The 14,266-nt window shown below is 63.1% G+C and carries 11 protein-coding genes, 1 tRNA gene and 1 pseudogene; 4 read left to right on the top strand and 9 right to left on the bottom strand.

The window, feature by feature from the left end:
* Positions 1 to 172 precede the first annotated feature (172 nt).
* The 4 genes from AC244_RS10855 (at position 173) to AC244_RS10840 (ending at position 4,156) form a co-directional block, all read left to right on the top strand.
* On the top strand, positions 173 to 973 hold the full coding sequence (locus tag AC244_RS10855) for a TVP38/TMEM64 family protein (protein WP_053248832.1): 801 nt from the start codon (positions 173 to 175) through the stop codon (positions 971 to 973).
* A gap of 16 nt (positions 974 to 989) precedes the next feature.
* Entirely contained in the window at positions 990 to 2,414 is a 1,425-nt protein-coding gene (locus AC244_RS10850) for a dihydrolipoyl dehydrogenase family protein (RefSeq protein ID WP_053248831.1), read from the top strand.
* A gap of 22 nt (positions 2,415 to 2,436) precedes the next feature.
* The gene (locus tag AC244_RS10845; RefSeq protein ID WP_053248830.1) at positions 2,437 to 3,918 is read left to right on the top strand and encodes a sensor histidine kinase; all 1,482 of its coding nucleotides are present in this window, start codon (positions 2,437 to 2,439) and stop codon (positions 3,916 to 3,918) included.
* Between the two features lie 161 nt (positions 3,919 to 4,079).
* Positions 4,080 to 4,156, top strand: a tRNA-Arg gene (locus AC244_RS10840).
* 213 nt (positions 4,157 to 4,369) lie between these two features.
* Here the strand turns inward: AC244_RS10840 and AC244_RS10835 are convergent.
* The 9 genes and pseudogenes from AC244_RS10835 to AC244_RS38760 all read right to left on the bottom strand — a co-directional run.
* Entirely contained in the window at positions 4,370 to 4,840 is a 471-nt protein-coding gene (locus AC244_RS10835; protein WP_053248829.1) for an aminoacyl-tRNA deacylase, read from the bottom strand.
* 718 nt (positions 4,841 to 5,558) lie between these two features.
* Positions 5,559 to 5,993 carry a DUF1810 domain-containing protein gene (locus AC244_RS10830; protein WP_053248828.1) on the bottom strand — a complete coding sequence of 145 codons (435 nt, stop codon included), beginning with the start codon at positions 5,991 to 5,993 and terminating at the stop codon, positions 5,559 to 5,561.
* Between the two features lie 91 nt (positions 5,994 to 6,084).
* Complete coding sequence (locus tag AC244_RS10825) at positions 6,085 to 7,071, bottom strand: aldo/keto reductase (protein WP_053248942.1); 987 nt, start codon at positions 7,069 to 7,071, stop codon at positions 6,085 to 6,087.
* A 96-nt stretch (positions 7,072 to 7,167) separates the two neighbouring features.
* The gene (locus AC244_RS10820) at positions 7,168 to 7,752 is read right to left on the bottom strand and encodes an IMPACT family protein (RefSeq protein WP_053248827.1); all 585 of its coding nucleotides are present in this window, start codon (positions 7,750 to 7,752) and stop codon (positions 7,168 to 7,170) included.
* A 316-nt stretch (positions 7,753 to 8,068) separates the two neighbouring features.
* Entirely contained in the window at positions 8,069 to 11,776 is a 3,708-nt protein-coding gene (gene putA / locus AC244_RS10815; protein ID WP_053248826.1) for a trifunctional transcriptional regulator/proline dehydrogenase/L-glutamate gamma-semialdehyde dehydrogenase, read from the bottom strand.
* Between the two features lie 189 nt (positions 11,777 to 11,965).
* A complete protein-coding gene (locus tag AC244_RS10810) occupies positions 11,966 to 12,280 on the bottom strand; it encodes a YkgJ family cysteine cluster protein (protein WP_053248941.1) in 315 nt (104 codons plus the stop codon).
* 41 nt (positions 12,281 to 12,321) lie between these two features.
* A complete protein-coding gene (locus AC244_RS10805; protein WP_053248825.1) occupies positions 12,322 to 13,128 on the bottom strand; it encodes a phosphodiesterase in 807 nt (268 codons plus the stop codon).
* A gap of 274 nt (positions 13,129 to 13,402) precedes the next feature.
* Positions 13,403 to 13,741 (bottom strand): tetratricopeptide repeat protein, encoded by a 339-nt coding sequence (locus AC244_RS38765; protein ID WP_321166224.1) that lies wholly within the window; start codon positions 13,739 to 13,741, stop codon positions 13,403 to 13,405.
* Positions 13,718 to 14,263, bottom strand: a pseudogene (locus AC244_RS38760) (sel1 repeat family protein); the annotation flags it as partial. The gene AC244_RS38765 and the pseudogene AC244_RS38760, both read right to left, overlap by 24 nt.
* Positions 14,264 to 14,266: the final 3 nt, after the last annotated feature.

Raw genomic sequence — 14,266 nt, 5'->3', positions numbered from 1 at the left:
ATAAACTGCGATCGAGGTAGGAGTGCTGCCGCCGCGGCTCTCGTGTCACGGCAACGTGAGTTGTCTTGTCGGCCTGTTCACGCTGACGTTTTGCGACGCGACCATTCGTTATTGGTCCCCGGTATGGATTCCCGATACTGCAAGGACAGACTTTTCCAAGAAACGAAATCACATGCACCGAAGCGCCATCAACAGAGCCGGGGATGCCCGCCCAACGCCGCCGCAGGCGCTTGACGGGGGCTCGCCCGAAGACCGCGGCAAGATCGCGTGGCGCCTGGTGCTGGTTGCCCTTCTTGTCGCCGGCGGGTTTGCCGCCTACGCCTTCGGTCTTCAGCATTATCTGTCGCTGAACGCACTCGTCCATCACCGCGAGGCGTTGCGCCTCTATGTCGAAGCCTATCCGCTTCAGGCGGCCGGTCTGTTTTTCCTCGTCTATGTCGCGGTGGTGGTCTTCTCGATCCCGGCTGCCTCGGTTCTGACGATCTTTGCCGGCTTTCTCTTCGGGTGCGCCGGCGGCGGTTTTCTCGTCGTTGCTGCAGCTACGCTCGGCTCGTGCCTGTTGTTTCTGGCGGCTCGCACCATGTTCGGTGATCTCTTGCGGCGGCGCGCCGGGCCCTTTCTCGCGCGTTTTGCCGATGGGTTCTGCCGCAATGCGTTTGTCTACCTTCTCGTCCTGCGGCTGGCACCGATCTTTCCCTTCTTCATCGTCAACATCGCGCCGGCTTTTTTCGAGGTGAGGTTGAGGACGTTCGCGATGGCAACCTTGATCGGCATCATTCCCGCCACCTTCGCCTATGCCTGGCTCGGCGGCGGGCTCGACGAGGTGATTGCCCGCTCGACCGCTGCCGGTCGCGAACTGTCATTCTCGGATTTCGCCACGCCGAAGTTGACTTTGGCGCTTGTGGCACTTGCGCTCATTGCGGCATTGCCACTCGTCTTCAAGCGAGTATGGTCGCGCCGCAAGGCTGTTTGACGGGCGTGGGGCAGGCGTGGCGAAGGTCATCAATCCAGATATCTGCGTGATCGGTGGCGGTGCCGCCGGACTTTCCGTGGCGGCGGGCGCCGCTGCCTTCGGCGTTCCCGTGGTTTTGATCGAGCGCGGGCTGATGGGCGGCGATTGCCTGAACCATGGATGCGTGCCGTCGAAGACGCTGATCGCCGCCGCCAGGCACGCGCAGGCGATCCGCATGGCGGGTGGGTTCGGCCTGACCGCAAGCGAGCCCGTCGTCGACTACAAGCGCCTTCATGCCCGTATCCAGGCGGTCATTGCCGGCATCGCGCCGCACGATAGCGTCGAGCGCTTTACCGACCTCGGCGTCGAGGTGCTGCAATCCTCCGCCCGGTTCGTCGATGAGAACACCGTTGCTGCCGGCGATCACCTCATCCGGGCCCGGCGTTTCGTCATCGCCACCGGCTCCTCGCCTGCCGTCCCTCCCATTCCGGGCCTGGAAACCGTGCCGTTCCTGACCAACGAGACCCTGTTCGATCTGACCCGGCTTCCGGCCCATTTGGTCATTGTCGGTGCGGGACCGATCGGCATCGAGATGGCACAGGCCTATCGCCGGCTCGGTGCCGACGTCACCGTCATCGAAAGCCGGCAGGCGCTTTTAAATGCTGATCCGGAGCTGGCCTCGATCGCGATTGCCGCGCTTCGGCACGAGGGCGTGGTCCTGCACGAGGCAACGACGATCCTGGCGGCCGAACACGTCGGTAGCCGGATCATTCTCCGGTGCGAAAACGGAAGTGGCACTTTCCTGGTCGAAGGAAGCGACCTCCTGATTGCAGCAGGCCGTCGTCCGAACCATGCATCTCTCGGCCTTGCTGCGGCCGGTGTGGACCACAGCGACAAAGGCATCGAGGTCGGGCCGGATCTCAGGACCAGCAATCGCCGGGTCTACGCGATCGGTGATGCTGCCGGCGGGCTGCAGTTCACCCATGTGGCGAGCTACCATGCACGGCTGGTGCTGCAGCAGGTGCTGTTTCGATTGCCGGCGCGCGAAAACAGGGTGATCGTGCCGAGGGTCACCTATACCGATCCGGAAATCGCCGAGGTCGGATTGAGCGAGGCCGAGGCGCGGCAAAAATTCGGCGCCGTCGACATCGTCAGGACCGACCTTGCCACGAGCGATCGCGCCCGCACCGACGGCGTCGAGGCGGGCCTGATCAAGATCGTCGTCGGCCGCCGCGGACGCATCCTCGGTGTCGGCATTGCCGCCGCCAGCGCGGGGGAGCTGATCAACATGTGGTCGCTTGCGGTCGCCAACGGCATGACGCTCAAGCAGGTTCGCGGCTATGTCGCACCCTATCCGACGCTTTCCGAGATTGGAAAACAGGCGGTCATCTCCTATTATGCGCCCCTGGCGAAGACTGCCGTCGTACGGTCCGCCATCAGGGCCTTGCGGTATTTCGGCTGACGGACAGGGAATTTTCGGGACGATGAGCGAAGAGGCGCAGCCGACGACGGTGAGTGAAGCGCCGCGAGCCGCAGCGGGCTTCTTCCGCGGGCTTTCGGGCAAGCTGCTGCTTTTGACGATCGTTTTCGTCATGCTGGCCGAAGTGCTTATCTTCGTGCCCTCGGTTGCCAACATGCGCATCCGCTGGCTGCAGGATCGGTTGAACACCGTCGCTGCCGCTGCCGTCGTCGTCGACGGCCTGCAGAATGTCGAGCTGCCGCGCAACGTGCAGGATGACACGCTGATGGCGACGGGCACCAAGGCGATCGTCATTCGCCGCAAGGATGCCTCGCGGATGATCGCCGCCGCCGACATGCCGTCCGAGATCGACGGCGAATACGACACGGCCAATTTCACTGCCTTTGCGGCGATCCGCGATGCGTTCGATACGCTGCTGTTCGGTGGCAACCGGGTGGTGCGCGTCTACGGACCGCTCGGTGAAAGCGACGCGGTGATCGAGCTGGTCATGGCAGATGCCAGCCTGTACAAGGCGATGCTCGTCTATTCCCGCAACGTGTTCTTCCTGTCGATCATCATCTCGCTGATTACCGCGACCCTGATCTTCCTTGCCATCAACCGGATGCTGATCGTGCCGATCCGGCGGATGACCGCGAGCATGCAGGAATTCTCAAACGATCCCTCCAATCCGGCGCGCGTGCTCGTTCCGCCGGAGGGGCGTGACGAACTGGCTGTTGCCGGCCAGCATCTGGCCAGCATGCAGCGCGAACTGCAAAAGACGTTGAAACAGCAGAAAAGCCTCGCCGAGCTTGGTCTGGCGGTGTCGAAGATCAATCACGACATGCGCAACATCCTGTCGTCGGCGCAACTGATCTCCGATCGTCTCGCCGATGTTGATGATCCCGTCGTCAAGCGCTTCGCGCCGACGCTGCTGCGGGCGATCGACCGGGCCGTCGGCTATACCCGCGAGGTTCTCTCCTACGGCCGTACGACCGAGGCCGAGCCGCATCGCCGTTTCGTCGCCTTGAAGCCGCTGGTCTCCGATGTCGCCGAGCTGCTTTCGATCGATCCGCAGTCGGGAATCGAATTCCAGATTCAGGTGCAGGACGACCTCGAGGTCGATGCCGACAGCGAGCAATTGTTCCGGGTGGTGCACAATATCTGCCGCAACGCCGTTCAGGCACTGACGAATCACGAGGCCGGGGATGGCCGGCCACGCGTCGTCAGCGTTTCGGCGATGCGCATGGGCAGCGTCGTCACCATTTCCGTCGACGATACCGGCCCAGGTATGCCGCCAAAGGCGCGCGAGAACCTTTTTGCCGCCTTCCGCGGCTCGGCGCGTTCCGGTGGTACCGGTCTTGGGCTGGCGATTGCCCGCGAATTGGTGCTCGCCCATGGCGGCACCATCGCGCTTGTGGAAAAGCCGACGCCCGGAACGCTTTTTCGCATCGAATTACCGGATCGTCCGGTGCCGCTCGATGCATTTCGCTCCAAAGCCCGCCATTGAAGGGGTTTGCGGGCGATATCGCGCGCCGATTTCACTTGGCCGTTCCACAGTTTCAGACCTCGCCGTCGTAAAAATGAAATTTTTTGCGGAGCGGCGCTTGCAATCCCCGAAAGGACCCTTTAGAGAACCGCTCACGCAAGCGGTTCGACCGCTTCAGGCAAGCACCCGTAGCTCAGCTGGATAGAGCACCAGACTACGAATCTGGGGGTCAGGAGTTCGAATCTCTTCGGGTGCGCCAACAATTTCAAAGCCTTAGCTGAAGGCACGTTCCCCAGCATTTCCTAGGCGTTCTCCATCTATGTCTTTGGTGCATTCTTCTGTGCCAGTCTTTCAGTCCTCCGCGAACTTAAAGATCGCAGAGTGAAAGGTGGCTTCCAGCGCGCTCTCTGGCCCCCGCAGGCACCAACTCCACGTCGGCCGCTGCGAGGCGCACGACGCAGGATCGTGGCATCTACGGTAGGTGGCTGAAGCGAGCGACCTGCGCATCCTTCATCAGGCTGCGAAAGTTAGGTCCGGTGACATGCACCAGTGTTTTGTGGTCGCCGCCTTCGAAATAGACGTCGCTGGCGTCGCCGAGGCTTTCGTCGAGGATCATCGGCACATCGTAGGCCGATCCGATCGGCGGCACCGCGCCAATGTCGCAATCGGCGAAAAGCGAGCTGACCTCCTCCTCGGAGGCGAGGCCAAGGCGCTTGTTCATAATACTCTGCAATGTCGAGAGCTCGATCCGGTGCGTGCTTGGAACAACGGCGAGCACGTAGCCCATTTCGTGGTGTACGACCACGGACTTGGCCAGTCTGCTGCCCGGAACATGCGCGGCTCGCGCCGACTGGCTGGTTGTTGCTGTACGATGATGGTCGACGGTGTCGTAGGCGACCCCCTCGCTGTCGATATAGTCCTGAAGTTTCCTTGCGATAGTCATCGTTTGGCGCCCCTTGTGTTAGGTTGTGACGCATAAAGCGACATTTTCCTCTCATCATCTGCGAAGTCAACGACGAGCCTGCGGCGACAAGCGCACGCGCGCCCGATTCGGTTGATTGAATATCCGGCTATGTTTGCGAGGTTTTTTCGTCGGCGCCTCTCTTGTGCCGCGGATCAAAAAAAGCAGGGGCTGGCTCGCCCTTCCATCCGGCTGTGATGTGCCTCGGTGGGCCGTATGAACGGTTGTGACAAATCTATATATTAGTATAATATAACTTAGGGGTTGCGGACTTGCGTTGCTGCTGCTGCATGATTCCTCAAATCGGAATCGATTTAAGGTATTATGCAGCAAATTTATAGTGTTACAGCGTCCTTAGCGCGCCATATCTGGCGGTCGGCGCTGTAATGAGGGGCGGACGAAAGCGATCCGGAGGCGTCTGCGGCGGCCGGAAAAGGGGAGGGCATCCTCACGATCTTTTGAAGCCTGCGACTGAAAAACGGCCGGTCCGATTCCCATATGAAAGGGAGCCGTACGGCTGATGGAAAGGAGGCCCCGATGTATCGTTATATGATGAAAGAGCTGCTGGTGATCGTTGCCGGGCTTTCCGTCTGCGCTTTCGTGATCCTGTTCTTCCTCGTGAGCGCCGCGCACGGCGTGTAACCGGGATCCGCAAACCGAACGCCAGTGGCGCCTGCCGCCACCGAGCGTCAGAGTACTATCATGACGGAGACCGGCCGAGCAGCTCGAGCGTCCGCCGATCCTCTTCTCCCGCGAAATAAAGATCGAGCGCTTGCCCAAAGACGTTGCCTGCAGCTGACGCCTTCGAAAACAGTGTCATCGACGAGCGGAACTTCATATCGTCAGGGCTTGCGAAGATTTCGTGTGCCGAACGCCCCGTAATCCCGTTGACGGTCTCGGTGCAGTCGATGAGCCTTGGCCCGAGGATTGGATGGGCGAGGTAGGCCCTGGTTTCGGCGAGCCCGGAAACGGCGAAGCGCTCGGCCATTGGCGAATTCCCGAGCCCCGCAAGCTGGGGGAAGACGAACCACATCCAGTGGGTCTCCTTGCGGCCGCGCCGCAGTTCGTCGAGCGCTGCCGCATAGACGCGCTCCTGAGCGTCGACAAATCGTTGCAGCATGAAAGGGTCGGCCATGGTCCCTTCTTCCGCCCTGGCGCGTCTGTGTGCCCGCGCCAGGGCCGTGTCAGCCCCTGTTGGTCACGCCTGTCGGCAGCGGCGATGCATTCTACCAGCGGTGATGAACATGAACCTTGACCAGCCGCTCGTAAAGCGCGGCGATGGCGGCCCTGGTTTCTTCGTCGATGGCGGACAGCGCGCTGGCAGCCGCATTGGATTGCGCCTGCGCCTCGTTGCGGGCGCCGGGGATGACGACGGAGACGGCTTCCTGCTCCAGGATCCAGCGCAGCGCGAACTGCGCCATGGACACGCCTGCGGGCACCAGCGGGCGAAGCTGCTCGACGGCTTCCAGCGCCGCCTCGAAGGGCACACCTGCGAAGGTCTCGCCGACGTCGAAGGCTTCGCCATGGCGGTTGAAGTTGCGATGGTCGTCGGCGGCAAATGCCGTGTCGCGGGTGATCTTGCCCGACAGCAGCCCGGAGGCGAGCGGCACGCGCACGATGACGCCGACATTCTTCTTTTTCGCTTCCGCGAAGAAGAGGTCCTGTGGGCGCTGGCGGAAGATGTTGTAAATGACCTGCACGGTGGCAACACCCGGATATTCGATCGCCTTCAGCGCTTCTTCGACCTTCTCGACCGAGACGCCGTAATGGCGGATCTTGCCCTTGGTGACGAGCTGGTCGAGCGCGCCGAACAGGTCCGGGCGGTAATAGACTTCGGTCGGCGGGCAGTGAAGCTGCACGAGATCCAGCGTTTCGACGCCAAGATTGCTGAGGCTGCGATCGATGAAGGCCTCGATATTGGCGCCAGTATACCCTTCGGCGACGTGCGGGTTCAGCCTGCGTCCGGCCTTGGTGGCGACGAATGGTTTTTCGCCGCCGCGCTCCTTCAGGACGGCGGCGATGATCTTTTCGGACCGGCCATCGCCATAGACGTCGGCCGTGTCGACGAAGGTGACGCCGCTGTCGAGTGCTGCATTCAGCGCGCGCTTGCCGTCCGTTTCGCTGACGTCGCCCCAGGATCCGCCAATCTGCCACGCGCCGAAGCCAACCTCGGAAATCGTCGCGCCTGTCTTGCCCAGAATTCTCGTTTTCATGCTGATCATCTCCCTGGCATCGATATTGTTATCCGATGGAATATTATTCAGTTTGTCGGTCGTTTTTATGATGATTTGACCTGCAAAGGGAAGTCGTCAATCTTCGGTCGAAATGACCGCGCGCCCGCGACTGAGATCGGTGACCATGGCAAAAATGCCGTCCGCCTCGTCCTTGCGCATGTCGACGGTCATCACCGGCCCCTTGTCGGTGAAGGTTTCGCCGGCGATCGTCACGTCACGGGCAAGAAGACGGGCCTTGATCAGTGCCAGATCGGCGAAGTCGCAGGCAATGGTGGCGTGCACCGTCTCGATCATTTCGATCTTCTCGGCCGCGCGCAGGCAGAGCGCCGCAGTGCCGCCATAGGCGCGGATCAGGCCACCACTGCCAAGCAGGATGCCACCGAACCAGCGCGTGACCACGACGACGACGCGATCGAGCGATTGCCCGTCGATTGCAGCAAGGATCGGCTTGCCGGCGGTGCCACTCGGCTCGCCGTCGTCGTTGAAGCGATAGGCCTGACCGATGCGCCAGGCCCAGCAATTGTGATTGGCCGTCGGATCCGAATGCGCCGCGAGGAAGGCCTTTGCCGCCTGCTCGTCGGGCACGGGCGCGCAGATCGCCAGAAACCGGCTCTTCTTGATTTCCTGCGTCGAGGTTTCTGTGCGCTTGAGAGTGAACATCCGCTGCTTCCGTTTGTTCAACGCTGATAGCGGATTGTGCGGATTGGTGCCATCCCAGGTTATCCAGCCCTCATTCCTGTGCCTGTCACAGTTGCCAGTCACGGCGCGTCTGCGTCGTGAGAGACTCGTTTCTCATTCTTACTGAAGCGGTTTTTCGCGCCGTGGACACAGCGCGGCTGGATCCCTGTGACAAGCACAGGGATGAGGAGGGGGGGCTGTGCGTCTCGTGTTGCGTCGGTCTGAGCGGAAGATGGACCAGATTGCTCCCTCTCCCCGCGTGCGGGGAGAGGCGTCGTCAATTCCAGCGCTGCAGCGATCAGCCGATCGCCATCAGGCTGGCATTGCCGCCGGCGGCGGCCGTGTTGATCGAGGTGGACACCTCTTCCAGCAGCCAGTTGAGGCAGTAGGCGTCGGGGTTGCGGCCGATCTCGTCGGTCGAGGCGGCCTGGACCAGAACCAGCGGCCCCGGCAAGCCGGCAATCACCTTGCTGACCTGGCGGACGCGCTCGCCGTCGCCTTCGACCAGCGCCCCGGCAAACGGACCATCGGCCGACCAGTTCTTCGACCAGGACAGGCGGACAGAAACGCTGGCCGGTAGGTGCTTCAGCGAGGACTGCAGCCCCGATGCCGCGTCGATGACGACGGTGTTGCCGGTCGCAAGCGCGGCGCCGAGCTGGTGGTAGAGGCCGGTTTCGGTGGTGGGCACCAGGAGCACGCGGCCGCGCGGATGCAGGGCGTAGAGATTGCGTTCGCCAACCGGGCCTGGAAGCTCGGAGACGAGGCCGAGTGCCGAATTGCTGCCGGCGGTGCGGGCCGCCTCGGCTTCCGTCTTGGCACCCTTGCCGTCGAGCCATTTGGCGAAATCGAGCAGCGCCGGATCGGTGTGCACGGAGCTGTGCTGCGGCGGCACCGGGGCGGTGACAACGAGGCGGCCGAGATAAAGCGGACCGCCCGCCTTCGGGCCGGTGCCCGAAAGGCCGCGGCCGCCGAAGGGCTGCACGCCGACGACTGCGCCGATGACGTTGCGGTTGACGTAGAGGTTGCCGGCCTTCACCCGTGCGGTGACATGGGCAATCGTTTCGTCGAGGCGGGTGTGCAGGCCGAAGGTCAAGCCGTAGCCTGTCGCGTTGATATCGTCGATCAAAAGATCGAGGTCGTCGCGGCGGTAGCGGATGACGTGCAGCACGGGGCCGAAGACCTCACGCTTGAGATCGGCGAGCTTTTCGAGTTCGACGATCGTCGGCGGTACGAAGGTGCCGAGGCCGGTTTCAGATGCGAGGCCGATCTGCTCCACCTTGCGGCCCATGCCGCGCATGGTTTCGATATGCTTCTCGATGATCCCTTGGGCTTCCGCGGTGATAACCGGACCGACATCGACCGAAAGCCGGTCGGTACGGCCGATCTTCAGCTCGTGCAGCGCGCCCTTGAGCATGGCGAGAATACGGTCGGCGACATCTTCCTGCAGGCACAGCACGCGCAGCGCCGAGCAGCGCTGGCCGGCGCTGTCGAAGGCCGAGGCGATTACGTCGCCGACGACCTGTTCGGCAAGCGCCGAGCTGTCGACGATCATGGCGTTCTGGCCACCGGTCTCTGCGATCAGCGGGATCGGCCGGCCGGACGGCGACAGCCGGTCGGCAAGCTGCGCCTGGATGAGGCGTGCGACTTCGGTCGAGCCGGTGAACATGACGCCGGCGATTTCGGGGGCGGCAACCAGTGCCGCGCCGATGCGACCGTCACCGGGCAGGAGCTGCAGCGCGTCGGCCGGGATGCCGGCTTCGTGCAGGATGCGCACGCCTTCGGCGGCGATCAGCGGCGTTTCTTCCGCCGGCTTTGCCAGCACCGGGTTGCCGGCGACCAGCGCCGCGGCAATCTGGCCGGCAAAGATCGCCAGCGGGAAGTTCCACGGGCTGATGCAGACGATAGGGCCGAGCGCCTTGTGGGCAGGACCAAGTGTGCGGCGGGTCTGCTCGGCATAGTAGCGCAGGAAGTCGATCGCTTCGCGCACTTCGGCAATCGCGTTCGGCAGCGACTTGCCCGCTTCGCGCACGATCAGGCCGAGCAGCGTCGGCATGCGGGCCTGCATGATGTCGGCGGCACGCACCAGGGATGCGGCACGTTCTGCCGGCGAAACCGCCGACCAGCTCGTAGCCGCCTTCAAGGCAAGGCTTGCCGCCTGGCGGGCGTCCGCTTCCGATGCCTCGGTGACGGCGCCGACGATATCGCGGTGGTCGCCGGGGTTGACGACGGGACGGGTCTCGCCGGCTGCCGGACCGGTTGCCAGCTGCGGAACTGCGCGCCAGTCGACGGCAGCACTTGCCTGCAGCGCCTCGGTCAGCGATGCCAGCGAGGTCTCGTTGGAGAGATCGAGACCGGCGGAGTTCGGACGGGAATCGCCGAACAGGCCGACCGGCAGGGCGATCTGCGCATGCGGCGCGCCGACCACCGGCATGGCGCGCACGATGTCGACGGGATCGGCGACCAGCTCGTCGATCGAGACCTTGGGGTCGGCGATGCGGTTGACGAAGGAGGAGTTGGCGCCGTTTTCGAGCAGGCGGCGAACGAGATAGGCAAGCAGCGTCTCGTGGGTGCCGACCGGCGCATAGATGCGGCACGGCCGGTCGAGATTGCCCTTGCCGACGACTTCGTCGTAAAGCGGCTCACCCATGCCGTGCAGGCACTGGAACTCGTACTTGCCGACCTGGAAGTCCTTGCCGGCCAGTTCGTAGATGGTGGCGAGCGACTGGGCATTGTGGGTGGCAAACTGCGGGAAGATCACGTCCGTTGCCGCCAGAAGTTTTCGGGCGCAGGCGATGTAGGAAACGTCCGTGTAGATCTTGCGGGTATAGACGGGGAAGTCTTCCAGACCGTCGAGCTGGGCGCGCTTGATCTCGGCGTCCCAATAGGCGCCCTTGACCAGGCGAACCATGACGCGGCGGCCCGAACGGCGTGCGAGGTCGATGATGAAATCGAGCACGAAGGGGCAACGTTTGCCATAGGCCTGGACCACGAAGCCCATGCCGTCCCAGCCGGCGAGGTCCTTGTCGAGGCACAGTTCTTCGAGCAGGTCGAGCGAGAGCTCCAGGCGGTCGGCTTCCTCGGCGTCGATATTGAGACCGATGTCGTATGTTTTGGCGATGACGGCCAGTGCCTTCACCTTCGGCAGAAGCTCTTCCATCACGCGGGCCGACTGCGCGCGCACATAGCGCGGATGCAGCGCCGAAAGCTTGATGGAGATGCCGGGGCCTTCATAGATGCCGCGTCCGGCCGATGCCTTGCCGATGGCATGGATCGCCGTTTCGTAATCCTTGTAGTAGCGCTCGGCGTCGGCGGCCGTGGTCGCGGCTTCGCCCAGCATGTCGTAGGAGTAGCGGAAGCCCTTCTGCTCGAGCGCACGTGAGCGGCGTAGCGCCTCGTCGATCGTTTCGCCGGTGACGAACTGCTCGCCCATCATGCGCATCGCCATGTCGACGCCACGGCGGATCACCGGTTCGCCGCAGCGGGCGATCAGGCGCGTCAGCGCGGCCGAAAGGCTGCGGTCGTTGACGGTGGACGTCAGCTTGCCGGTAACCACCAGACCCCAGGTCGCGGCATTGACGAACAGCGAGCGGCCACCGCCCAGATGCGACTTCCAGTCACCGTCGGAAATCTTGTCGCGGATCAGCGCGTCGCGCGTCGCCGTGTCGGGAATGCGCAGCAGCGCTTCGGCCAGGCACATCAGCGCCACGCCTTCCTGGCTCGACAGCGAATATTCGTGCACCAGTCCTTCGACGCCGGAACCCTTGTGTTTTGCACGCAGGGCTTCGATGAGCTTACGCGCAGTCCTGGCCGCTGCCTTCTGTGTCTCGGCCGGAAGCGTCGCGGCTTCGACGAGCGGCGGCAGGGCTTCGGTCTCGGGCCGGCGGTAGGCGGCGGTGATCGCCTGGCGCAGCGTGCTCTGCGCGCGGATCGGCGGTGCGAAGTCGGCAAAGGGTGCCGGGGCCGCATCGGCCTTTGGGCTGGATTTTTGAAGCTGGGTCTGGCTCATCGAACGCGGTCCTCCGGAAGGCGGTGACAAGGCGCAATGCGCCTTGGTTTTCATGGGCAGAAAATACGCGTCGTGCCGCCGAACATCCATCCGGCAAATTTCGTCATTCTCGGAATGTTTCACTACCGCAGCGCCGCCAAACCGATGGGAATGCGGAGGGTGACCTTGAGTGCCGGATGATCCGAAGTTCTAAGCGGCCTGCCCGAAGTGCCGTTCGCGCGCCATCAGACACTCGTCGTCACCGGGCATGCAGGTGCGACAGACGATCGGCCTGACCGCGTAAATCTTGCACGAGACATGCACGCCGAGCTTGCCGCCAAGGGCCGTGCAACGGTTCTCCTCGCAGCGCATGCCGCCGAGATCCGCGGCGACATACTCCGCCGGTATCAGATCGAGCTCCTCGTCCGTCTCCATCGAGAATCGCGGCCAGTCGGAAGAGTAGGCGCAGCAGGCGCCGCAGCTCTGACAGTCGAGGATTTCATCGGTGGCGGTGGCTTGGGTCATGGGCCAACTTAGCATGAAGGGCTGCCGGCCGAAATGCCCCGTCATGCCACGGCGGCATCCCTGCGGGCGATTTCGTAGTCCTCGGTATGAACAAGGACGCCGTCCATCGTCACCACGGCAATGCCGTAGGCGGCGGGTTCATCGACCGAAAGCGAGGCATCCGGCGCATCGAACGGCATCGGCTGCTGGTGAACGGGGCTCTTGAAGACGGAGAAGGGTATGCCGCGGCTGGAGCCACTGATCGTGCGATGCACGTGGCCGGCGAAAATATGGCGCACATTGCCGTGTTTTTTCACGAGCGCATAGAATTCGACTTCGTTGACCAGGCGGATCATGTCCATGCCGGTGAAGCCGGTCGCGTGTGGTGGGTGATGCATGAAGATGAGCACCGGTTTCTTGCCCGCATCTGCCAATTGGCGATCGAGCCAGGCAAGGCGTTTGTGGCACAGAAGGCCGGCATGGCTGGTGGGGTAGTCGTAGGGCGGCGCAAGCAGCGTGTCGAGCAGGATCGCCCGGCAATCGTCAAAGTCGATCACCTGTTGCACGAATCCATCGTCGTCTGTCACCACATCGGCAAAAACCTCGAGAAACACGTCGCGCCGATCGTGGTTGCCGACCATGGTCGCGGCGGGGGGCAGCAATTGATCGATCAGCGTTTTCAGCCGCTCGTAAGAGGCGCGATCCGCATAGTGGGCCAGATCGCCGGTGAAGATCACCCGGTCGGCATCCGCGTGGTAGCGGTTCACATGCGCGATGCCGTTGGCGAGGCGCTGATAGGGGTCGAGGCCGATGATGGTCGTGCCTTCGGGCACCATGTGCAGGTCGGTAAAGATGATCAGTTTCGTCATGGAATTTCCGGAAGATGGATGTTTCCCGCCCAAGCTGTAGTGCGACTGGCCGCACGTCAAGCTGCATCTTTGGGCGGGATTTGCCGGTCGTGCGCCACTCGCCAGTTGGCGCGAGATGGAAAGCGATCGTCCGGACGTGGGCTGATACATTGCGTCGCGGACCGCGTTGTTCGCGCGTTTTGGAGGACGCGGCGGGATTGCCTGGGGAACGCAGCCAAGAGGAACATCGTCGATACGTCAGGCGGGCCGACCCCTGGGGGCCGGCCCGCTATGCTCACTTGATCCGGCTCGTCTTGTCGAGCATGGCTGTCTCGAAATTGTTGGCTCCGCTGAGTTCGGCGAACTTGCGCCCCGCAAATGCGTCGCCCTCGGCCGCAGCCTTGCGGAAGACGGCGCGTGCGGCGGGCAGGTCCTTGGTCATGCCTTCGCCGCTTTCCAGCATCAGGCCGAGATTGACCATGGCGTCGACGTTGCCGCGCTCGACGGCGAGCCGATAGAACGTGGCGGCCTTGGCGTTGTCTTCCGGCACCAGCTTGCCTTCATCCAGGATGACCGCAAGGTTGAACGCGGCGACATCGTCGCCGGCGAGCGAAGCCCGCTCGAACCATTCGATTGCCAGCTTGCCGTTCGCGGTCGTGCCCATGCCGTCACGGTAGGCGACGCCAAGATTGTAGGCGGCAAGGACGTTGCCGGCTGCTGCGGCTTCCTGGTTGAGCGCGAATTCGGTTTTGATGTCGCCCTGTTCGCCGACAAGCACCGCATAGTTGGTCATGGCGAGCGCGTGGCCATGTTCGGCCGCTTCGCCAAGGATGCGCAACGACTGGATCTTCTGGCCGGCCTTGTCGAGAACGCGCGCCAGCTGAAACTCTATGCGGGCGCCGGCATGCTGGTTATAGGCCTCGCGGCAGGCCGAAAGCGCAATGCCGATCTTCATGTCTTCGGTCGCGACAGCCGGGTAGGCCTGGTTGCGCTGCAGGTCGAAGACGCTGCCCGCCTCGCGGTCGCAGATGTCGGCGGCCGAAAGGTCGGCTGCGCGAGCCGGAGGAAGCGCGATCGCTGCAAGCGCCAGGAAGCTGACGATGGCAAGAAGCAAGCCGTTGAAGATGCGAATGCCTGTTTTGCGCTGGTTTTCCATGGT

The organism is Ensifer adhaerens (genome assembly GCF_001270265.1).
GTDB classification, from domain to species: Bacteria; Pseudomonadota; Alphaproteobacteria; order Rhizobiales; family Rhizobiaceae; genus Ensifer; species Ensifer adhaerens_B.
The sequence above is the reverse complement of the archived record's forward strand: the minus strand, read 5'-3'. Positions and strand labels throughout refer to the sequence as shown.